17 protein-coding genes are annotated in these 22324 nt (G+C 60.1%); 8 read left to right on the top strand and 9 right to left on the bottom strand.

Annotated features, from left to right (window positions below; translation table 11 throughout):
• Nucleotides 1–76: 76 nt before the first annotated feature.
• On the bottom strand, nt 77–1180 hold the full coding sequence (locus K8I84_RS11070; RefSeq protein WP_223794818.1) for an OmpA family protein: 1104 nt from the start codon (nt 1178–1180) through the stop codon (nt 77–79).
• A gap of 142 nt (nt 1181–1322) precedes the next feature.
• The gene (locus K8I84_RS11065; protein WP_223794817.1) at nt 1323–3614 is read right to left on the bottom strand and encodes an ATP-dependent helicase; all 2292 of its coding nucleotides are present in this window, start codon (nt 3612–3614) and stop codon (nt 1323–1325) included.
• 135 nt (nt 3615–3749) lie between these two features.
• Between K8I84_RS11065 and K8I84_RS11060 the strand changes: the two genes are divergently transcribed.
• The 3 genes from K8I84_RS11060 to K8I84_RS11050 all read left to right on the top strand — a co-directional run bounded on the left by K8I84_RS11060 (nt 3750) and on the right by K8I84_RS11050 (nt 7046).
• A complete protein-coding gene (locus K8I84_RS11060) occupies nt 3750–4127 on the top strand; it encodes a DUF2237 family protein (RefSeq protein ID WP_223794816.1) in 378 nt (125 codons plus the stop codon).
• Nucleotides 4127–6280, top strand: coding sequence for a tRNA(Met) cytidine acetyltransferase TmcA (locus K8I84_RS11055; RefSeq protein ID WP_223794815.1), 2154 nt, complete (start codon nt 4127–4129; stop codon nt 6278–6280). Before K8I84_RS11060 ends, K8I84_RS11055 begins: the two co-directional genes overlap by 1 nt.
• A 70-nt stretch (nt 6281–6350) precedes the next feature.
• Nucleotides 6351–7046, top strand: a complete 696-nt coding sequence (locus K8I84_RS11050) for an ankyrin repeat domain-containing protein (RefSeq protein ID WP_223794814.1) — start codon at nt 6351–6353, stop codon at nt 7044–7046.
• Between the two features lie 20 nt (nt 7047–7066).
• On the opposite strand, the gene K8I84_RS11045 is transcribed toward K8I84_RS11050, so the two are convergent.
• The gene (locus K8I84_RS11045) at nt 7067–8167 is read right to left on the bottom strand and encodes an enoyl-CoA hydratase/isomerase family protein (protein WP_223794813.1); all 1101 of its coding nucleotides are present in this window, start codon (nt 8165–8167) and stop codon (nt 7067–7069) included.
• Nucleotides 8168–8388: 221 nt separating this feature from the next.
• Here K8I84_RS11045 and K8I84_RS11040 point away from each other — a divergent pair, with 221 nt between their 5' ends.
• Complete coding sequence (locus tag K8I84_RS11040; protein ID WP_223794812.1) at nt 8389–8721, top strand: c-type cytochrome; 333 nt, start codon at nt 8389–8391, stop codon at nt 8719–8721.
• A 26-nt stretch (nt 8722–8747) separates the two neighbouring features.
• On the opposite strand, the gene ppnN is transcribed toward K8I84_RS11040, so the two are convergent.
• Nucleotides 8748–10130: a nucleotide 5'-monophosphate nucleosidase PpnN gene (ppnN, locus tag K8I84_RS11035; RefSeq protein WP_223794811.1), complete on the bottom strand. Its 1383-nt coding sequence runs from the start codon at nt 10128–10130 to the stop codon at nt 8748–8750.
• Nucleotides 10131–10286: 156 nt separating this feature from the next.
• Here ppnN and thiI point away from each other — a divergent pair, with 156 nt between their 5' ends.
• The gene (gene thiI / locus K8I84_RS11030) at nt 10287–11741 is read left to right on the top strand and encodes a tRNA uracil 4-sulfurtransferase ThiI (RefSeq protein ID WP_223794810.1); all 1455 of its coding nucleotides are present in this window, start codon (nt 10287–10289) and stop codon (nt 11739–11741) included.
• Between the two features lie 4 nt (nt 11742–11745).
• On the opposite strand, the gene K8I84_RS11025 is transcribed toward thiI, so the two are convergent.
• Nucleotides 11746–12759, bottom strand: coding sequence for a histone deacetylase family protein (locus tag K8I84_RS11025; protein WP_223794809.1), 1014 nt, complete (start codon nt 12757–12759; stop codon nt 11746–11748).
• A 173-nt stretch (nt 12760–12932) separates the two neighbouring features.
• Between K8I84_RS11025 and K8I84_RS11020 the strand changes: the two genes are divergently transcribed.
• A complete protein-coding gene (locus K8I84_RS11020; RefSeq protein ID WP_223794808.1) occupies nt 12933–14384 on the top strand; it encodes an NAD-dependent succinate-semialdehyde dehydrogenase in 1452 nt (483 codons plus the stop codon).
• 48 nt (nt 14385–14432) lie between these two features.
• Here the strand turns inward: K8I84_RS11020 and K8I84_RS11015 are convergent, their stop codons facing one another.
• Nucleotides 14433–16178, bottom strand: a complete 1746-nt coding sequence (locus tag K8I84_RS11015) for an N-acyl-D-amino-acid deacylase family protein (protein WP_223794807.1) — start codon at nt 16176–16178, stop codon at nt 14433–14435.
• 198 nt (nt 16179–16376) lie between these two features.
• Between K8I84_RS11015 and uvrD the strand changes: the two genes are divergently transcribed.
• Nucleotides 16377–18542, top strand: coding sequence for a DNA helicase II (uvrD, locus tag K8I84_RS11010; protein WP_223794806.1), 2166 nt, complete (start codon nt 16377–16379; stop codon nt 18540–18542).
• Nucleotides 18543–18864: 322 nt separating this feature from the next.
• Here uvrD and K8I84_RS11005 read toward each other — a convergent pair whose 3' ends face one another.
• Entirely contained in the window at nt 18865–19662 is a 798-nt protein-coding gene (locus K8I84_RS11005; protein ID WP_223794805.1) for an undecaprenyl-diphosphate phosphatase, read from the bottom strand.
• A gap of 105 nt (nt 19663–19767) precedes the next feature.
• Entirely contained in the window at nt 19768–20394 is a 627-nt protein-coding gene (locus K8I84_RS11000) for a hypothetical protein (RefSeq protein ID WP_223794804.1), read from the bottom strand.
• A gap of 154 nt (nt 20395–20548) precedes the next feature.
• On the opposite strand from K8I84_RS11000, the gene K8I84_RS10995 reads away from it, so the two are divergent.
• Nucleotides 20549–21733, top strand: a complete 1185-nt coding sequence (locus tag K8I84_RS10995) for an MFS transporter (protein WP_223794803.1) — start codon at nt 20549–20551, stop codon at nt 21731–21733.
• 5 nt (nt 21734–21738) lie between these two features.
• Here the strand turns inward: K8I84_RS10995 and K8I84_RS10990 are convergent, their stop codons facing one another.
• Nucleotides 21739–22164 (bottom strand): acyl-CoA thioesterase, encoded by a 426-nt coding sequence (locus K8I84_RS10990; protein WP_223794802.1) that lies wholly within the window; start codon nt 22162–22164, stop codon nt 21739–21741.
• Nucleotides 22165–22324 lie beyond the last annotated feature (160 nt).

Below are 22324 nucleotides of genomic sequence, written 5' to 3'. Positions count from 1 at the left end.
AAAGATTGGGCGGGGGATCAGATAAAAAGGGCGCCCCTGAGGGCGCCCCTGATGGCTGCTATTGGGTGTTGGCGGATCAGCGACGAAGCTGAATCAGTGCCTCTACGCGGCGGTTGGCCGCACGGCCTTCCTGGGTATCGTTTGATGCGACCGGGCGCTGGGCGCCGTAGCCGGTGGCGCTAACGCGATACTCTTCGATGCCTGATTCTTCAATCAGACGGGCAGCGACCGCTTCAGCACGACGCTGGGACAGATCCTGGTTGTAGGCAGAATCGCCACTGTCGTCGGTGTGGCCGGCTACTTCCACGAAGGTTTCCGGATTTTCCCGCATGATTTCACCGATCCGTTCCAGGTGGTCCTTGTACACGCTGTCGATTTCATCGCTGTCGAAGGCGAACTGAACGTCCACTTCGATGGTTTCAATGGTTTCGACGATGCCAGAGCAGCCTTTTTCGTCCACTTCGGCTCCAGGCAGGGTGCTCGGGCACTGGTCTACGCCATCCACAACACCGTCGTTATCGCCGTCGAATTCACAGCCCTGACTGTCCACCTCGGCGGCCAGTGTGGAATCCGGGCAGGCATCGCGATCATCCGGAATACCATCCCGGTCCCGGTCCGCCACTTCTTCGACCACATTTCGGACGAAGGCCAGGCTGAAGGACAGAGCGATCTGGGTGTCGAAGGTGCTTTCGTCGATGCCATGAAATTCTCGCAGATCACCGCGCAGGGAAATCATGTCGCTAACGTTGTACCGGAAACCGGCACCGATGTTGACCCGGGTTTCGTCATGGTTGCTGCCCGAAGTTCGTGGACCGGTGGGATCGTCTCCGAAGTCGGCATGGCCACCACCGAAGGACACATACGGATTGAAAGCCTGGTCCGGGTCGGCGAAGTAGTAGGTGGCGTCGAGCCGGAGTTCATCGAACTCGGAATCACCCGGGGCGTTCTTGCGATCAATATCACCCCGGGAGTAGACGCCCTCCAGTGCCCATCGATCGGTGAAACGGTATTCGATACCAACGCCATAGACGTCGCTTTCGCTCAATTCCCGTTTGTCGTCAAAATACTGGTAGGCCGCAAAGGGGTTGATGTAGATGGTGTCCCGACGAACATCGGCAAAAGCCGCGGGCACAAGAGCAAATGCGATGGCTGCCACCGCACACGAGCGCATGATGTTCATGCGATACCTCCTGTTGTATTTCGTAAGGGGACTGCACTTGGGGGAACGCTGATCATACGGAAATCTAGGCCAGGGATCGGAAAAAGACAAAATTCCCTGGCAACTTTCCCGCGATGTATACGACGCCCCGTCAGGTTTGGTTTCAGCCCGGCGGTTTCAGGAGGGTGAAGTACAGGTGGGCGCTCTTCTTGCTGAAACTGAGTGCTTCGCCGGTGTCGAAACGGACTTCGAACGAACTCTCGTCCTCGCCAACCACATCGCCCGGGCCCATGATGGCGTGGTTCAGGCGTTTCTGGTGCCAGAGAATGGCGCTGTCATCGGGGCTGACCGTGGTGGCACCTTCCAGAGTGACACCCTCGCGTTCAGCGTATCGCAGGCTGACCGGGGTAAGGGGCGCATTCAGCGTGAGGGTTGCATTGACCTGATGGACGCTGGTGTCGAGCCTCTGACCCAGCTCCGAGGCCAGGTCAAAGCAGAACTCCTGGACAAACCGGCTGGGTCCCTGCTCACCCTCGAGATGGGGCTGGTTGCTGACGGGACGGCTGATCAGATGCAGCTGCTGGCGGCAACGGGTCATCGCCACGTACAATAACCGACGCTCACTCTCGAGGAAGGCGCGGGCATCGTCCTGAGAACGGGGGCTGTAGGGGAGGTATTTTTCCTGCAGACCGGGAATGATGACTTGCGGCCACTCCAGTCCCTTGGTGCGGTGGATGGTGGACAGCAACACCCCGCCGTCGCGCTTTTCTCCGGCTTGCTGCTTGAGGGCTTTCAGGTGATCCAGGGCATGGTTGGCGTCCACGTCCAGGCTTTTAAGGTATTGCCTGAAGCCGTGAATGGTGTCGATGCGTTCGTCAGCGCTTTCGTGGGTCAGGGCCAGGCTGCGAATGCCGTCGTACAGATCCGTGTGTTCGGCATACACCGTGATCAGGCCGGCGACCGGTCCAGTGTAGTCCCTCAGTCGCGCCAGAATTTCCCCCAGTTTGCGCAGCTTTCGACCTGCCATGGGGGATAGGGCATCGAAGTCCATCGCCAGCAGGCGTTCGTGCCAGTCGCTGGCAAAACCGGACAGGAAACGGGCCAGTTGCTCCAGTTCCGGTTCCTTCAGGCCAACATGGGGAAAACGCAGCAGTTGGCGGGCGACATCCACGCGGTCCTCGGTCGGCATCCGGGCCAGGCGGCCTGTAGTAACCTGCAGCAGAGCAATGATGGCCTGTACTTCCCGACTGAACAGGGCGCCTTTGCCGGCATCGATCCGGTAGGGAATCTGTCGGGCCAGCAGCTTGAGTTCGATGGGAACGCTCTGGCTCCATACCCGGAACAGGATGGCGGTGTCGGCCAGCGGGATGGCGCCTGGTGTGGTGGTTTGCTGCAGTATCCGGATGATGGTGTCGGCGTCGTTATCCACCCGATGCAGCTCAATCTCGGTGGCCGGCGTGGACGGGTGCGCATGGCACAGCACATCCTTTCGGCCCGTGTTGTGGCAGATCAGATGATTGGCCAGCAGGGCCACCCGGTGACCATACCGGAAGGTGTAGCTGAGGGTCTGTTCCAGCGGGCTTTCGAATTCGTCGCTGAAACGTTTGAGAATGAACTCAGGTTTGGCGCCCCGGAATTCGTAGATGGTCTGGTCCGGATCACCTACCACCGTAACCCGGGCCCGGTCACCGGCCACGTAACGCAGTAGTAAGTGCTGGATTTCGTTGGTGTCCTGGTATTCGTCTACCAGAATCAGATCCATCTTGTTGCTCACCAGGCGCTGCAGCGGCGGGTTCTGGTGAATCGCCATTACCGGCTCGTACAGCATGTCGGCATAGCTGATTCGGGATTCGGACTTGCGCCATTGCTCGAAGCTGTGGAACAGATCGATCAGATACCGGTGCTTGTCGGCATAGCCCAGTTCCTCGAACACCGTTTCGGCGGGTGACAGGGTGGTTTTCACCAGATCAATAAAACCGGTGGCGGTTTCCACGAAGTCCTTTTTATTCCGGCGGATTTCATCGGCCAGATCTTCCGGGGCCAGGCGCCGAGTCAGTTGCCAGGCCTGAAAGCTGATTTCCTGCTCAGTCAGAATCTTGTCGGAAAACCCGGGCAGGTAGCCTTCCCGCACGAACCGTTTGTACAGTCGCAAACCCATGGCGTGGTAGGTGCGGATTTCCGGCAGGGCCAGGCCTTGCTGATTACCTATTTGCTGGAGCTTGCGGCCAAAGTCCTCTTTCGCGCTGCGGTTGAACATCAGCACCAGCATGCGGTCAGGATCGTGGCCCTGTTGAAGCAGGTAGCGGATCCGCCAAGCCAGCGTGGAGGTCTTGCCGCTGCCGGCTACCGCGGTGATCACCGAATGCTCGTAGCCCGCGGTAATGATCGCGCGCTGTTCGTCGGTGAGGAAGTCAGGAAGCTCGAGCGGGATAGGCGATGTGGGTTCGGTTGGCATGGGCCTATTGTACTGGCCAACTGGTAGTGCGGATACCTGTCCCGCATAATTGCAGCGATTGAGAATACCCCATGCAATGCAGACCACCGGCCATAGGGTCGGCAAACTCTGGTCTGCCAAACAAGGATCAGCACGATGCAGATGTCCGAATCCGTTAATGTACTGGGCGAACCGCTCGAAACCTGTGGTAACGATCCGGTGACCGGTTTTTACCGGGACGGTTGTTGCAACACCGGGCCGGATGATCTCGGTTTTCACACGGTGTGTGCGGTGGTCACGGAAGATTTTCTGGCTTTCTCCCAGAACCAGGGCAACGATCTGAGCACACCCAGACCCGAATACGGCTTTCCGGGTCTCAAACCGGGCGATGCCTGGTGTCTGTGCGCGGCTCGCTGGCAGGAAGCGTTCGAGGCCGGCATGGCGCCCCGCGTCCGGCTGCGTTCGACCCATCAGGCAACGCTGGAAATGTGTGAGCTGGAGGATCTCAAGCGCCACGCGGTGGACTTGAGTTAATGCCAGCAGAGCCTGCCGCAACGCCTGTAACAGCGCGATGGCGGCTGCTCCAGGAGCGCCTGCAACAGCGGGGCGAACGCCGCCTGGTGCTGGTCGAGGGTGAGCGCTCCCAAGCCGTGGCCTGGGTCCGCCAGGTGTTGGCAGCGTTGCCCGAGCCGGCCGGCCTGTGGACTGGCCCGTCCGGGGAGTGTCCTGCCGCCCACCTGGTCACTGTACCGCCGCGCAGGGCGGATCAATGGCTGGGGCAAGAATTGTCTGTGGTGGTCTGGGATGGCTGGCAGGGGAATCCGCCGGATGGCATTGCAGCGCTGTCTGGAACCCTGCGCACCGGCGGTTTGTTTTTCTGGCTAATGCCTCCGCTTGAACACTGGCCTCACTTCGACGACCCCGGCTATGCCCGGACCGGATTGGATGGGCGTCAGGCCCACCCGTTCGCCGCTCGTCTGGCCCGTATTCTCGCGGCGGATGCCTCGGTCCTGCGCATCAATCCGGAGCACGGCGATCAGGTACCGTTTCAGGACCTTCCTGAGCCCGAATCCCCGTTCACCGTGCAAACCACCCGGGAACAACAAGTCCTGGTGGATCGTCTGGTGCAGTGTGGACTCGGGCGTCGCCGCAGGCCTCTGGTGCTGACCGCCGACCGGGGACGCGGCAAATCCGCCGCCCTCGGGATGGCGGCGGCGGAACTTCTGCGGCAGGGGCGAACGCGGATTGTGATCTCGGCGCCCCTGGTGGATAACGTCTCTACCCTGTTCCGGCATGCCCGGGAAGCTCTGGGGTCTGAGTTGCTCCATGAATCGGATCATGAACTGACCACCCGGTCGGGGGGGCGTATTTGTTTCCTGCCGGTTCGGGAACTGCTGGCTCAACAACCCGAGGCCGGGGTGGTGATGGTGGACGAAGCCGCCGCCATTGCCGCTCCGCTTCTCAGGCAGGTCCTGTTGGGTTGGCCGAGAGTGATCTTCGCTTCAACTGTTCACGGGTACGAGGGTTCGGGCCGGGGATTTGCGATCCGCTTCCGGCAGGTTTTGGATCGGGAAACACCCCACTGGCAGCCGGTCTCGTTGACCGCTCCGGTCCGGTGGTCTGACCAGGACCCGCTGGAACCGCTGATCTCGGATTTGTTTTTACTGGCGGCCGACAGTGAACCGGCTGATGTTCAGGCCTCGGGTGAGTCATCGATTTCGGTCGAGTCCTGGTCGCCCGGCACCGCCGATGAGTCAGAGCTGGCTGAAGCTTTTGGCTTGCTGGTTAACGCCCATTACCGGACCACCCCCTCGGATCTTCGCCAGTGGATGGATGCGCCGGATGTCGTCTGCTGGCGTGCTCGAAGGGGAGGGCACACCGTTGGCGTGTTGTGGGCGGCGGTTGAAGGGGGACTCGATGCAGGGCTGGCAGAGCAGGTCACCCTCGGTACACGTCGTCCTCGTGGTCATATGCTGCCCCAGTCCCTGGCCAGTCACAGTGGGTTTCCGGAAGCCGCTTCCCAGCGCTGTCTGCGGGTGGTTCGGGTGGCCGTTTCGGAAGGGGTGCGACGCCTGGGTGTAGGCCAGCGACTGGTCGAGGCAGCCGCCGAGTATGCCGGAAATGCGCAGTTGGATTCCCTGGGTACCAGCTTTGGTGGCAGCCCGGATTTGCTGGCGTTCTGGCAATCCTGTGGCCTCGATGTGGTTCGGGTGGGCCTGGGCCGGGAGGCGACCAGTGGAGAGTACCCGTTGCAGATGCTGCGGGGCGTTTCGCCGGCTGGCCAAGCGCTGCAGCAACGGCTGAAACAGCGATTGACGGAACACTGGCAAATCCTGGTGCCGCTGGCCTGGGTCGATATGGATGCCCGCTTGCTGGCCGCGTTGACCTGCAGTCTTCCGGCAGAGGTCAGGCTGTCCGGTGACGATCGACGTGATCTGGTGAGTTTTGCCCACGGTCACCGGGGCTTCCTGCTCACGTTACCGGTCCTTGGTAAACTCAACCAGGTTCCCGGCGTGATGGACTGGCTGCGTGAGCAGCCGGATTTACCGCTCTGGGTGGCGGCGGTGCTGCGCCAGCAACCCTGGGCGCACATGCAGGCCGATCGGCTTTGCACCGGGCAGCGGGATGGCGAGGACCGGTTGCGTGCCCTGGTGCGCTGTCTGTTGGAACATCCGCCGGAGATGTGACCGGCTCGATTTAATTGTGCCGGCGCGCTGCGCAGAATAGAGCAAAAATTCCCCATCGAGATTGACTGTTATGGCCAAGGGATCCGGCTTGCCCCGTCACCTGTTGTTTGCTTCTGCGCTCACCTTTCCCCTTCTCGCCGGCTGCGCTTTCAATGACCAGCCCGCCAATCTGACTCAGGAAACCGCAACGGAATCGGCCACGCCCATGATACAGGCAGCCGCGGACGGGGATCTGGCGGAGGTTCAGAGGCTGACCGGGTCGGGCGCCTCCCTGAACACCCTGACGGAAGCAGGGTCTCCGCTGATGGCGGCAGTCGCATCCGGTCAGGACCAGGTTGCGCTGTACCTGCTGTCAGAGGGCGCAGCACCGGATCTGGCCACCGGTTCCGGGGAAACTCCTCTGATGGTAGCTGCCGGCCAGGGCAGTCGGCGGCTGGTCCGGTTGCTGTTGTCAGCGGGAGCGGACGTCAACGCAAAGGATGTGAATGGCTACACTCCGGTGATTCGTGCGGCGGAGGCCGGCAACCTGTCGGTGGTGAAGGTGTTGCTGGCTGCTGGAGCCAACGTCAATGTAAGCCAGGGTGGAGAGTCGCTGTTGATGAAAATCGTCAACAGTGGCGACATGCTCACCGCTGAGATGCTGTTGGCCGCTGGTGCAGACGTCAATTATGACAACGAAGACGGTCGCAGCGCACTGGACGTGGCCCGGGCCAACAACAATCGCGATCTGGAAATGCTGTTGATCCAGGCCGGAGCGGCACTCTGAGGCGCCAGCACTTCTCTTTCTCAGTCAAGGGGCATCGGGTCCTGCCCGTCGATCTGAGCGGGCTGGAAGTGGGCCTCGACCACCTCGGTGGGCACCTCATCCACCCGGCTGAATGACCAGGCCGGCGGCTGAGGCGCTTCCATCAGTCGGGTGCGAATACCCTCTGCCAGGTCGGGCCGGCGCACGCATTCGGCGGCCATGCCCAGCTCCATGTTCATGATGTCTTTCAGGGACAGTTGCTGGGCCTTTTGCAGCTGCGTCCACACCAGCCAGGCAGACACCGGGCAGCCTTCCCTGAGGGTACTCATGCAGGCGTGCCACCATTCGCTGTCGATCTCCGCAGACAGCAACTGATCGACTACCTCCGGTAACGCATCCCCCGCACTCAGGCGAGCGATGTCTTTTTCATGCTGTGCCAAGTGGCTGGAGGGCAGGGAATGGTAATCCGGCACCGAGGTCTGGTTGAGCAGCCGGAACAGGCGATTGTCGTCGGCGGCGGGTTCACCGGTCCAGCGTTGATCCTGCAGCTGGCCCAGCAGTGATGGTCTTTCCTCCGGCTCGATGGCCATATCCACCAGGCCGATGCGAATGGCGTCGGTGATGTTCAGACGGGCGCCGGTCAGCCCCATGAACAGCCCGATCCGTCCGGGCAGGCGGTTCAGGAACCAGCTGGCTCCGACATCCGGAAACAGGCCGATGGATATTTCCGGCATCGCCAGGGTGATATCCGGCGTCGCCAGTCGATAACGGCACGCGGACAGCAGCCCGAGGCCGGCCCCCATGGTGATGCCATGGGCGATGCCGACCACCGGTTTCGGAAAACGGTGCAGACTGAAGATCAGCCGGTATTCCAGTGCGAACTGCCGGATGGCCTGTTCTTTCGATCCGGCGGTGAGCGTTTCATGCAGGTCCCGCAGCTGGCCCCCGGCGCAAAAGCCCCGTTCTCCTCTACCCTGGAGCGCGACCAGATAAATCCGGTCATCGTCTGCCCATCGATCCAGTGTGCTCTGAAGCTCGGTCAGCATGTCTTCCGAAAGCGCATTGATTGCCTCGGGAGCATTCAGAGAGATCAGACCAAGCCGACCTTCCATGCATTCGATTTCCTGTACCTCTACCGACATCAGGCAAGTCTCCGGGGTGTTAAAACAATCTGGGCCCGGGCGTGAACCGTACCATCTTTGGAATTTAAAGCGTGGTGAGTCGGCTCGGTGGTACACCCAAGGCTTTGATTTGACACATTTGGCTCAGTAAATAACTGTGCTATAAGTGCTAGACAGTTTACAGTCCGGCAGGTAAGGCTGGAATGCAAACACCACAAAAGGACGATGAGAGGGTAAAGACGATGAGAGTGAAACACTACGCCATGGTTGGACTTTTCGCACTCGGCACCGCCGTTTCCGGTGTGGCTTCGGCCGCTGATGTGGAGGCGGGCAAGGCGAAGGCTGCGGTTTGTGCAGCCTGCCACGGTCAGAACGGTATAGCCCAGATTCCCACCTACCCGAATCTGGCGGGCCAGAACGAGCAGTACCTGGTGTCTGCTCTCAAGGCCTACAAGAACAAGCAGCGCAGTGGTGGCCAGGCAGCCATCATGCAGGGCCAGGCCGCGGCGCTGAGCGATACGGACATTGCCAACCTGGCCGCATACTACGCCAGCCTGCCGGCCGGCGGTCAGTAACCTGGCGGCCACCGTCTGCGGGCGGCTCAGGCCGGCCCGCCGACGATGCGATAGCAGGGCTTATAGCCCGTGGAGCCCGGTAGTTTCATCCGGTTCTGAGCGACAAACTGCTCCAGCATCGCCTCCAGCGGTTCAATCAGGGTTGGGTCTCCGGAGATCTCGAACGGCCCTTTCTCCTGAACCTGTCGAATTCCGTTTTCCTTCACATTCCCCGCCACAATGCCACTGAACGCCTTGCGCAGGTTGGCGGCGATCAGGTGCGGCGGCTGGTCCCGATGCAGTGGCAGTGCCAGCATACTCTCGTGGGTGGGTTCAAATGGCAGCTGGAAGACCGGATCGATCTCCAGCATCCAGTTGAAGTAATATGCGTCCTGCATGGCACGGCGGAAAGTGCCCACATCCTTCATACCCTGCTTCATGGTCTGGGCGACGCGTACCGGGTCGTCGATGATTATGTCGTACTTGGCTGCGGCCTCATCGCCCAGTGCGTTCCGGATGAACTTGTCGATCATCTCGAAATATTCGGCGTTTTCCTTCTGGCCGGTAAACACGACGGGGAAGGGCAGGTCCGCATTATTGGGGTGCAGCAGAATGCCCAGCAGATAAAGGATTTCCTCCGCTGTGCCGACCCCGCCCGGGAATACGATCACGCCGTGTCCGCTGCGCACAAAGGCCTCCAGGCGCTTTTCGATATCCGGCATGATCACCAGTTCGTTGACGATCGGGTTGGGGGCTTCTGCACCAATGATGCCCGGCTCGGTGATGCCGACGTAGCGACCGTTCTTGATGCGCTGCTTGGCATGGGCGATGGTGGCGCCCTTCATCGGGCCTTTCATGGCGCCGGGGCCGCAGCCGGTGATGATGCTCAGGCCGCGCAGGCCCAGCTGATGCCCGACTTCCTTGCTGTACTGGTACTCTTCATGACCGATGGAGTGTCCGCCCCAGCACACCACCAGGTCCGGCTGGCGTCCGGGTTCCAGTACCCGGGCATTGCGCAGGATGTGAAACACCAGGTTGGTAATGTCTTCCGGGTTATCGCGGCGGAACCCGGATGCGGTTTCCGGCAGCGAGTACAGGTAGACAATGTCCCGCAGCACCGAAAACAGGTGTTCACGGATGGCCCGTAGCATTTCGCCATCCACGAAGGCATGGGCGGGCGCGTTGATCAGTTCGAGCTTCAGCCCGCGGGGCTGGGGAACCAGCCGGACGTCGAAGTCGGCGTGGGACTCCATCAGGGCTTTGCAGTCGTCGGTTTCCACCCCGGTATTCAAAACGGCCAGGGCGCATTGCCGGAACAGTCGGTACAGGCCGCCCTCGCTGCGGTCCTTGAGGCGGTTCACTTCATGGCTGGAAAGTATTTCCAGGCTGCCCTCGGGGGACACGAGGGCATTAATAGTCGGTTCGCGCATGGACGTTGCTGCTCCTAGCAATGCTTATTGTCGCTGTTGTTATCACTGGCATATCACCGAAATGATCAATATTTCGGCAATGCCTGATTTTGATGCCTGTTACTCTGAGGATACACTACGGCCTCTTTCAGTCATTAACCACTGTACATTCTGATTATGAAACTTCTTATTCGTCCGGCGTCGGAAGTCGCTATCAAAAGCAAACCCGTCCGTCGCCAGCAGATGCGCCAACTGCGCCAGAACATTCGCAAGCTACTTGTTCGTATCGATCAGGCCATTGTGGTGGACGGCAGCTGGGACCGGGTGACGGTCGATCTGCCCGAGGGTCAGGGCCTGCTCGCTCCGGTGCTGGAGGCGCTGTTCCGTATCCCGGGAATCTCGACCATTCAGGAGATCGCGGCCTTCCCGTTCGTGGATATGGACGATGTTGGTGCCAAGGCGGTGGAGGCTTTCGCTGACCGGCTGGAGGGTAAAACGTTTGCCGTGCGCGCCCGTCGTCAGGGCGACCACTCGTTCCGTTCCATCGATCTGGAACGCTACGTGGGCGCGGCCCTGTTGAAGGCGTCCAACGCAAAAGGCGTTGACCTGAAAACGCCGGACGAAGAAGTGCGGATCGAAGTTCGGGATGACGAGTTCCACATTGCCCATCGCAAGCATCGGGGCATGGGTGGCTACCCTGTAGGCAGTGTCGAGACCGTGATGACCCTGATTTCCGGTGGTTACGACTCTTCCGTGGCGGCTTACCTGATGATGCGCCGGGGCCTGCGAAACCACTACTTGTTCTTCAACCTGGGCGGCACGGCCCATGAGGTGGGCGTTCGTCAGGTAGCGCATTACCTGTGGGATCGTTATGGCGCTTCCCACAGCGTCAAATTTATCTCCGTGCCCTTCGATGGCGTGGTGGCGGAAATCATGCGCTCGGTGAACCATCGGCACTGGGGCGTGGTACTCAAGCGCCAGATGCTGAAAGCCGCGGCTCAGATTGCCAAGGAATACAATGTCGCCGGTCTGGTGACGGGTGATGCCGTGGCCCAGGTGTCCAGCCAGACCCTGACCAACCTGAACGTGGTGGACCGCGCCAGCGATGAGGTGGTGTTGCGCCCGCTGATTTCCATGGACAAAGAAAGCATCATTAACATTGCCAAGGACATCGGCACCGAGTCCTTCGCCCGCAACATGCCGGAGTACTGTGGTGTGATTTCCCAGAAGCCGGTGACGCGGGCCAAGCTGCACCGGATTGAAACCGATGAGGCTGAGATGGATCCCGCTGTTCTGCAAAAGGCGATTGATGATAGGGACGAAACCCCCATCGCCCGCCTGCTGGATTCGGTGACCACACCGGAAGAGGTGGAACTGGTGCAGACGCCGTCCCTGGATGATGTGATCATTGATGTGCGCCACCCGTCCGAGGGCGAGCAGTCACCCCTGATGCTCACCAATAACCGGGTGATGCAGATTCCGTTCTACGAACTGAATGAGCAGGTGGCCGACCTGCCTGCGGACCAGCAGTACCTGCTGTACTGTGACCGGGGCACCATGAGCCGTATGCACGCCGGCCACCTGAAGGCCGACGGCTACGAAAACATCAAGGTGTACGCGCCGGCGTCCTGATGGACTAGCCGGCCATGCCCTTGAAGAATTGCTGGACGTTCTCGCTGAGGGCGTCCAGATCATACCCTCCTTCCTGAACCACCAGCGTGGGCAAGCCCAGATGATCGATATGGGTGCTCAGCCGGCGGAAGCCTTCCGACGACACCGACACCTTGGCCTGCGGGTCGTTTTTGTACACATCAAAGCCCAGCGCCAGAATCAGGGCGTCTGGCTGGAACAGCCGGATCGCGGCCAGCGACTCCTCAAGCCTGGCAAAGAAATCGTCTTCCGATGAGCCATGGGGCATCGGCAGGTTGATGTTGTAGCCGAAGCCTTCGCCTTCACCCCGCTCGTTCTCGAAACCGGTGACAACCGGGTAGAAATTGGTGGTATCGCCGTGGATGGAGACGTACAGCACATCGCTGCGATCGTAGAAGATTTCCTGAATGCCCTGGCCATGATGCATGTCCGTATCCAGGATGGCGATGCGCGGGAAACGGGTTTTCAGGTGCTCGGCGGCAATCGCGCAGTTGTTCAGGTAGCAGAAACCGCCGGCGGCATCCCGGCGGGCGTGGTGGCCGGGCGGGCGGCAGACAGCGTAGGTATGGCGTTCGCCGGCGATCAGGGCGTCGGCAGCACCGAGGGCGGTCTGCGCAGACCAGTAAGCGGCTTTCCAGGTGTTCTCGCCAATCGGGCAGCTGCCGTCGGCCTGGTAGCGGGCCGCCTCTGCAAGAATGCCGGTCAGGTGGTTGGGCGAGCGCACGAAAATATTGGAAATGACCTCGTCACCCCAGTCGTCCATCTCCTTCCAGCGTCGGTGAGCGGATTCCAGGAATCGCAGGTAACCGAGGTCGTGGACTTTGGAGATCGGGCGGGCGCCCTGGTCGGATGGCTGCAGCACGGGAATGCCCATTTCCTTCAGACCTTCGAGCATGTGTCCGGTTCGGTCTGGCACTTCCTGTGGCTGACGCATCTGGCCACGGGTTAAGTAGGTCTTGGGGATGTGCTGATCCTGTGCAGGATGAAAAAACGCTTTCATAAATCCGACCTCCTTGGTTTTCTGTCTCCGAGTATAGGCCCGGACGCCCGGGTATCAAAAGCCCCGGTGATGACTTTACAGCCCCTGATTCAGCATCCACTATGGAAGACACTTGGAATCAACGCAACTGCATCCCCCACAGGGATTCAGTCAGTTACGGAGGAGAATGCGAGATGATCGAGTCACCACTGCTGGAAAAGCTGACAGGCTATATCGGTGGTCAATGGATCGAGGATGCACCGGGGGATACCTTCGATGTCTACAATCCGGCGACCGGGGACGTCATTGCACAGGTGGCCTCCCTGTCTGAAGCCAACGTGCAGGCCGCTGTCGAAGCTGGCAAGTCGGCTCTCAGGCTGACCGAGCCCTACAGCATCGACACCCGAAAGAAGTGGCTGGAAGACATCCGCGATGCGTTGAAAGCGAATAAAGAGGAAGTCGGCCGGATTCTCTGCATGGAGCATGGCAAACCCCTGCAGGAAGCCCAGGGTGAGGTGGATTACGCCGCCGGCTTTTTCGATTACTGCGCCAAGCACGTGCAGGCGCTGGACGCCCATGAGCTGCCCGACAAGGCGCGGGGCTGTTCCTGGACCGTGCACTATCGTCCCATTGGCGTGGCCGGTCTGATTACCCCCTGGAACTTTCCGATTGGCATGATCGCCAAGAAACTCTCGGCGGCGTTGGCGGCCGGGTGTCCGTCAGTCATCAAGCCCGCCAGTGAAACCCCGCTGACAATGATCGCCCTGTTCACCCTGCTGGATAAGCATGTGGACCTGCCCGAGGGTATGGTCAACCTGGTGATGGGTAAGGCCAGCGTGATCGGCAAGGTGCTGTGTGAGAGCCCAGACGTACCGATGCTGAGCTTCACCGGTTCCACCGAAGTGGGGCGCAAGCTGATTCTGGATACCGCTGAACAGGTCAAGAAGCTCGCTCTGGAGCTGGGTGGCAACGCGCCGTTTATCGTCTTCGATGATGCCGACCTGGACGCCGCGGCGGACAACCTGATCGCCAACAAATTCCGGGGTGGTGGCCAGACCTGCGTGTGTGCCAACCGGATTTTCGTGCATGAAGCCGTAGCCGACGCTTTCGGCGAGAAACTGGCCGAGCGCGTGGCAAAGATGACCGTGGGTAATGGCATCAACGGCGATGTGGATATAGGCCCGCTCATTAACAAGGCCGGGTTCGATAAGGTCAAACGTCACCTGGAGGACGCGCTGGATAAGGGTGCCGATCTGGTGGCCGGCAAGTCACCGCAGGATCTGGGGGATGGTCTGTTCTTTCCACCGACGGTGGTGACCGGCGTGACCCGGGACATGTGTTGCTATCGGGAAGAAACCTTTGGTCCGCTGGTGCCCATGGCCCTGTTCAGGACAGAAGAGGAAGTGATTGAGGCGGGCAACGATACCGAATTCGGGCTGGCGTCCTACGTGTTCACCAATGATGCCAAGCGGGCCCAGCGGGTCGCGGCGGGTCTGCGCTTTGGCCACTGTGGCTGGAACACCGGCACCGGCCCGACCCCGGAAGCGCCGTTTGGCGGCATGAAGGCCTCGGGCATTGGTCGCGAAGGCGGTCTGGAAGGCCTGTTCGAGTTCGTTGAGGCGCAGACCGTCCCACGGGGATTCTGATTCGTCTGGCAAACGCCCCGTCCGCCGCTTACTGGCCGGGCGGGGCAATCAAAAGCGTTGTGCGGGAATAAAGCTACCAAAGCCTTTCGCTGTGCCCAGCTCCGGTACGATTTCCTCGTTATCCACCGCCATCTGTCCATTCACCAGAACGTACTTCACGATGCCGGGGTTCCGGTTCACCAGTCGTTTCAGTCCGAAGTTCTCCATCTCTGCCCAATGCACGGCTTCGAGGTTCTGATCGAATCCGTCCGGATCGATGACCACCACATCGGCCCGGTCCCCTTCGCGAATCGTACCCGCATCGACATTAAACCAGTTGGCCTGATCGCCAGTGAGCCGGTGCACCGCCTGCTCCATGGTCATGATGGGGTTGCCTTCGTCGATGGCTTCCTTGGCCAGTTTGAGCATCCGAAGCGGCAGGTTGTAGAACGCCATGTTGCGGATGTGGGCGCCGGCATCGCTGAAGGTGATCAGTGATCTCGGATCTCTGACCAGTTTCTTGAGCACGTCTTTGCGGTGATTGCCCACGGTGGTGTACCAGCGGATGGCCTTGCCGTGCTCCACCACCAGGTCCAGGAACAGGTCCACCACATGAATGCCCCGCTCGCGGGCCACTTCGTCGAAGTTTTTGCCAATCAGGGACTGGTCCGGGCAGTCGATGATCATGGCGTCGCCGAAGTCTCGCTGCCAGACCCGGGGGCTGAGTTTCTCGCCGTAGAACTTGCGGAAATCCCGGCGATAGGACTCGTCCTGCAACAGCTCGTTGCGCTCCATCTCGTCTTTCAGGTCCAGGGCCATTTCGCCGGCGCCGAATTCCTCGAAGAACACCACGTCGATGCCGTCGGCGTAGACGGTGAACGGGGTAGGCAGCACCTGCCAGCGGAAATCCCCCCGCAGCAGGTTGGTAACTTTGGAGGTCAGCCTGGTCAGGAAATTCAGGTAGCCGCTGCCCTTGAGATCCATCTGGCTGATCAGCGTGGTCTTCAACGGATTGCGAAGCCAGCCCAGGCATTCCCGGATGTACTGGGTAATCTGTAACGGGGTGGCGGCATTGGGGGCGCCCTGATGCACCCGGCCATAGCGGCGCACCAGTTTGTTCAGACGGGAAACTTCCTTCCAATGGGCGTAGGTGCTGGGCAGACTCTTGGACCATTCCCGGTCTCCGTCCACCTTGTCCCACTTCAGGCACATGGTGGATAGCCCAAGGAAACCCGCCTCCAGGGCTTCTTCCAGCAAGCCTTCCATGTGCAGCATTTCGGGCTCGGTGGGCTGCTCATAAAGGTCTGTGGCCCGACTAAGCCCCATCACCCCGACACGCAGGTCACTGTGGCCCAGCAGGCTGATCACGTTGGGGCCCAGAGGTAGCTGGCGAACATACTCCACCCACTCCCTGGGGGTAGACCAGCATTTATTGTCCCGCAGGATGGGCAACACCCGTTCCCGGGGCACGGTTTCCACCCGGGTGAAAATGTCCGAGGCGTCCTCGTAGTCCGAACACACCATGCTCAGGGAACAACTGCCCACCAGCACCGTGGTCACTCCGTGACGGATGGACTCCGACAGGCTGGGGCTCACCAGCATCTCGGCATCGTAGTGGGTGTGGGTGTCCAGGAAGCCTGGCGTGATCCATTTTCCAGTGGCATCAATGATTCGATCAGCCAGGTCTTCGGGAATCGGATCGCTGCTGACCCGGGCAATCCGGCCATCGCGGATGGCCACGTTGCGGATCGAAGAGGGAGCACCGGTACCGTCGAAATAGCGGCCGCCGGTGACGATGAAGTCGTAATGCGCCATGGTCCCAGCCCTTGTCGGGTTGTTGTTTTTGTCGTTATTGCCTTTGGTTTTATGTCACAGCATAGGACACGTTTGTTCTATGATGGCACGGTTTGAGCCAGCGTGTTCGGTGTTTTTCAGGCCAGCCCTGAAATGGCTTTCGGTGGCCTGTTATACTTCGCTGTCCGAAGTTCACCAGCCGCAGGTCTTATTTCAGCTATGGATGTCTCCCACATTATCGATCCCCTCAACGACGCCCAGCGCGAGGCCGTTACCGCCCAGAACGATCACCTGCTGGTGCTGGCCGGAGCGGGCAGCGGCAAGACACGGGTGCTGGTGCACCGGATTGCCTGGTTGATGACGGTGGATCGGGTGCCGCCCACTGGCATCCTGGCGGTGACCTTTACCAACAAGGCCGCCAAGGAAATGCGTTACCGCATTGAGCAGATGATGAACATTCCTGCCCGCGGCCTGTGGTTCGGTACCTTCCATGGCATTGCCCACCGTCTGCTGCGTTCGCACTGGCAGGACGCAGGCCTGCCGGAGAATTTCCAGGTGCTGGACAGCGACGATCAGCTTCGGCTGGTTAAGCGGGTGATGCGGGAGAACCAGATCGACGAGACTCGCTGGCCACCCAAGCAGGCCCAATGGTTCATCAACAGCCAGAAGGACGAGGGGCTGCGGGCCGATCACATCCAGGAAAATCCGGGTGACCACTTCACTTCCACCATGGTGAAGATCTACCGCCAGTACGAAAAACTCTGCCAGCAGGGCGGGCTGGTGGATTTTGGCGAACTGTTACTGCGCTCCCACGAACTCTGGCTGCACCGGCCCGAACTGCTGGCCCATTACCAGAAGCGGTTCCAGCACATTCTGGTGGACGAGTTCCAGGACACCAACACCATCCAGTACGCCTGGCTTCAGGTACTGGCGAGCAACCGGGTCCCGCTCACCGTGGTCGGGGACGATGACCAGTCCATCTACGGCTGGCGTGGCGCCAGGGTGGAGAACATCCAGCAGTATCAGCAGGACTTCCCCAACGCCCGGCTGGTGCGACTGGAACAGAACTATCGCTCCACCAAGACCATCCTGAAAGCCGCCAACACGGTGATTGCCAACAACCAGGGTCGTCTGGGCAAGGAACTGTGGACCGACGGAGTGGACGGCGAGCCCATCAGCCTGTACGCCGCGTTCAACGAACAGGACGAAGCCAACTACATTGCTGACAGCATTTCCGCCTGGGTACAGGAAGGCAACCTGCGCAGCGAGACCGCCATTCTCTATCGCTCCAATGCCCAGTCCCGGGTGCTGGAAGAAGCGCTGATGCGTCAGGGCATTCCTTACCGGGTATATGGAGGGTTGCGGTTCTACGACCGTCAGGAAATCCGTAACGCGCTGGCCTATCTGCGTCTGGTTCAGTACCGGCGGGACGATGCCGCCTTTGAGCGGGTGGTGAATGTGCCGCCTCGGGGTATCGGCGCCAAGAGCCTGGCGGACCTGCGGGAATACGCTACCGAACAGGGTATTTCCCTGTGGGAATCCGCCGAACGCCTGCTGGAAGCCGGGCAGGTGAAGGGCCGGGCGAAAACCGGTTTGCAGACCTTCTTGGCCATCATCGAAGGCCTTTCAGGCATGGCCGACAACGCCACCTTGCAGGGCTTGATGAAGCAGACTATCGAAGACAGCGGACTGAAGGATTACCACGCGAGTGAGAAAGGCGAAAAAGGCCAGGCCCGGGTGGAGAACCTGGAAGAACTGGTCAACGCACTGTCGGATTTTGAGGTGGAGGACGGCGTGGACCCACTCTCCGAATTTATTGCCCAGGCCGCTCTGGATGCCGGCGAGGCGCAGGCGAGTGAGCATGAAGACAGCGTCCAGCTGATGACCTTGCACTCGGCCAAAGGGCTGGAGTTCCCCATGGTGTTTCTGGCCGGTGTGGAAGAGGGACTTTTCCCCCACAGCATGTCCCTTGAGGAACCGGGGCGGATGGAAGAGGAGCGCCGCCTGGCCTACGTGGGTATCACCCGTGCCATGAAAAAGCTGGTGCTCACTTACGCCGAATCCCGTCGTTTATACGGGCAGGAGAAGTTTCACGCGTTGTCCCGCTTTGTTCGGGAGATACCCGGCGATTGCCTGCAGGAAGTCCGCCTGCGTAACACGGTGACCCGTCCGGCCATGGTAGAGCGTCCCAACGAGGGATTGTTCAGTCAGGATGCCGCTCAACAGGTTGGCTTCAGCCTTGGGCAGCGGGTTCGCCATCCGAAGTTTGGTGAAGGTATCGTGCTCAACTGTGAAGGCAGTGGTGCCCATGCGCGGGTGCAGGTGAACTTTGATGATGGCGCCAAGTGGTTGGTGCTGGCTTACGCGCCGTTGGAGACCTGCTGATTTATTTTTCTTGGTGATATCGGGAAGCACAGGATGGGGGGTAAGGATTAACAAACGCCTCTAGACGTCCTGTGCGGCTTGGGCTCCGCCATCCATGGCTCCGCACATTGTTAATCCTTACCCCCCGTCCTGCGTCAGGCATCTACTCGTAGCCCGTGAGGTCTTAAAGACCAACTCAGGAGTTTGATGGGGATTGGGAATAACTTTCCAAAACTGTGCGGAGCCATGGATGGCGGAGCTCAAGCGTCACAGGGATGTGCTCGAGCGGGTCTTGGAAAGTTATTCCCAAGCCCCGCTGCTCCAGTGTTAAGGAACCGACGGATTACATCAAAACCGCGTAAATAACCCCAGCCAGAACAATCCGGTAGATCACATAGGGCCACATACCCACAGTATTCAGCCACTTCAGGAAGAAGTGGATAGCGGTAATGGCCATCAGGAAGGACGTAACGCCGCCAATCAGAAAGCCATTCCAGTCCACCACCACATCCGACGTGGCGACCTCCAGCAATTTGACGGACGATGCCAGCACAATGATGGGAATGGCCAGCAGGAAGGAAAACCGGGAGGCGGTTTCACGGGACATGCCCAGGAACAGCCCGGCGGTGATGGTAACGCCGGAACGAGAGGTGCCGGGCACCAGTGCCATCGCCTGAGCGATACCCACCAGCAGAGCATCTTTCCAGTTCAGGGTGTCCAGGGTTCGCTGGCGTTTGGGCAGCAGGTCGGCGATGCCCAGCAGGATCCCGAAGACCAGAGTGGTGGTAAAAATCACTTCCACCGCTCGCAGAGTACTGTCGATCAGATCCAGCAAAGCCAGCCCGGCCAGGCCTGCCGGAATGGTGCCGATCACCAGATACAGGGCCAAAGCACCCTGACCAACCACCTTGCGCCGTCCCATGGAAATGAGTCCGTCCCGGGCAATGCCAAACACATCCTCGCGAAAGTAGAACACCACAGCCAGCAGGGTGCCCAGGTGCACGGACAGATCAAAACCTACGCCCTGATCGGTCCAGCCGAAAAACGCCGGGGTCAATATCAGGTGAGCCGAGCTGGAAATGGGGAGAAACTCGGTAAGCCCCTGCAGGAGACCAAGAAAGAAGGCCTGGAAGAAGTCCATGTGGTGTATCCGTTGTCGAACTGGCGTGGAGAATCAGCAGGCTGCGATAGTAGCAGGGTGGGGGTGGGGTGAACAGATCGGGTGACTGGCCTCGGCCACCCAATCTCAGAAACGAACCACCAACCCCGCGCCCGCCTCAACCTGCAGGTAGCCGCTGCTGGCAAACCGAAGTTCGCATCCGCCGGAGCAGAATACCGAGCTTGCCGAATTCAGGGCGGTGTACACCCCTCGAAGATCCAGCCTCAGGCGCAGTGCTTCGGTCAGAAAGAACTGATAGCCGCCCCCGATAGACAGCGCCAGACGGTGGTCGGTCTCGAATCGTGAATCCTCCGGTTCCAGCCGTGTCATTCCCAGCACACCGGATACGAAGCCGCCGTGGTTTTGACCGCCGGGAAAATAAAGGCCACCGAACTGGAGCTGGTAAATCGTCAGGTCGATGGCGTCCACGCCTGGGGCGAAAAGGCCGTCGTCCAGCCGTGCCGAGGTGCTTTGTCGGCCGAAGTACAGCTCTCCCTGTTTGCCCGGTTCCTCAAGATCGAAATTGAGCACTAAACCGTAGCTGACGGAATCCCGAAAGTCGATCTGGTCCCTGGTGCTGGCACCGGCCGTCTCAACATCCACGGAGCTACTGATGCGATACCCGGCAAAAGGTGACAGGCCAATGTCAGCCGTCACCGGTGGCGCGGTTAAGAACAGGGCAAATAGGGTGGCCGTGCGACTTCGGAGGTTCATACACGTTTTCCGGGGCTGGGTGGTGGTTGGCACGATTCCGTGCAACGATGGAAACCTTGCATATTACTCTTTTCTTGCCAATGGTTTGCTGGAATGGGCAAAGTTCTTTCCCCGGGCCAAGCTGTGGCCATCAATCGGATGACAGATAACAAGAATGACCGATTTTCTTAAACGTTCTCCTCTACTGGTCATTGTGCTGGCTCAGCTGTTCGGTACCTCGCTCTGGTTCAGTATAAACGGGGTATGGCTGTCTTTTTCCCGGGATCTCGGATTCGGGGAAACCGAGCTTGGCTGGATGACTCTGGCCGTGCAGGCGGGCTTCATCAGCGGAACCCTGGCGCTGGCCATTACGGGTCTGGCAGACCGGTTCGGTGCCAGCCGGATCTTCGCCCTGGCCAGTTTGCTGGGCGCCCTGGTGAATGCCGGATTCATCCTGGTCGCTGATTTCTTGCCGGCCTCGTTATTGCTTCGTTTTCTCACCGGTCTGTGCCTGGCGGGGATTTACCCGCTGGGGATGAAAATGGTCATTGCCTGGACCCCCAAATACGCCGGTGCGGCCCTGGCCTGGCTGGTAGGTATGCTCACGCTGGGCACGGCGCTGCCCCACCTGATGAGAGGGGCGACGCTGGGGATGCCCTGGCAGTGGCCATTGCTGGGTGCCTCCATGCTGGCGCTGGTGGGTGGGCTGCTCATCTGGCTGTTGGGGGATGGGCCCCATCTGCCCAAGCGTGCTGGCTCGATGATGCTAACTCAGGGGTTGGCGGCCCTGCGTGTACCCCGCTTCCGGGCGGTGGCCGGAGGCTACATTGGCCACATGTGGGAGCTGTATGCGTTCTGGATGCTGGTGCCGTTACTGGTGGGGCGGGAGCTTGAACGTCTTGGCCACTCTGATCAGATCATTCCCTGGCTGGCTTTCGCGATTATTGCCACGGGCAGCATCGGATGTGTGCTCGGTGGCTTCCTGAGCCGGCGCCTGGGTAGCGCCTGGGTGGCCCGGCGGGCGTTAACCACCTCGGGCCTGGTCTGCCTGAGTTACCCGCTGTTGTCCGGTGCCCCATCCCTCATCTTATTGGTGCTTCTGTTTGTCTGGGGGCTGGCGGTGATCGCCGATTCGCCACAGTTTTCAGCGCTGGCGGCGGCCAATGCACCACCGGAGCTGGTGGGTTCGTCGTTGTCGGTGATGAATGCGGTTGGTTTCGGCGTGACGTTGCCAGCCATCTGGCTGACCAGCTCGCTGTGGGCGGAGCAAAGTGTCTGGGTGGTGGCCTGGCTGCTGCCCGGCCCGGTGCTCGGATTAATGGCGTTCCGCAAACTTGGGCCAGATGCCCCGCCGGCGTAGGTTTCCTACAGGGCGGGTTCAGTGAGATCCGACGTCTTGCTCGGGACTTCGCGAATCCGTCCCTGCTCATCAATGGCGACATAAACAAACAGGCCTTCGGTCACTTTTCTTGCCTGCTGGTCGTTGCGGTCGAGGGTCCAGACTTCCACGTTGATCTTCATGGAGCTGCGCCCGATCTCGACCAGATCGCAGTAAAGGCTTACCTGAGAGCCCACCCGAAGTGGTGACAGGAACTCCATGCGATCCATGGCCACATTGGCATTGCGGCCCCGGGATACCCGGCCGGCAACGGTGGCGGCGGCGATGTCCATCTGCTTTACCAGCCAGCCGGCAAACACATCCCCGTTAGGATTGGTGTCCGATGGAAGAGGGACGATCTGGAGCGTCAGTTCGCCTCTGGGTGTGGGCTTGTCATCATCAAATGCCATCATGGGGCTCGCCTTGTACTGCATTTAGAGTTGTTTTCAACGCATGGTAGCGATGTTTGGGGCGGCTGCAAGCAGATTAAAGTCTCAAATTTGTTTTTTTCATTTGCTGTAACAAACCTGTCACAGACCCTCCGTAGTCTGGCCCTATCGAAAAACAGACTGA

It is taken from the genome of Marinobacter sp. F4216 (assembly GCF_019931195.1).
Lineage (GTDB): Bacteria > Pseudomonadota > Gammaproteobacteria > Pseudomonadales > Oleiphilaceae > Marinobacter > Marinobacter suaedae.
The sequence above is the reverse complement of the archived record's forward strand: the minus strand, read 5'-3'. Positions and strand labels throughout refer to the sequence as shown.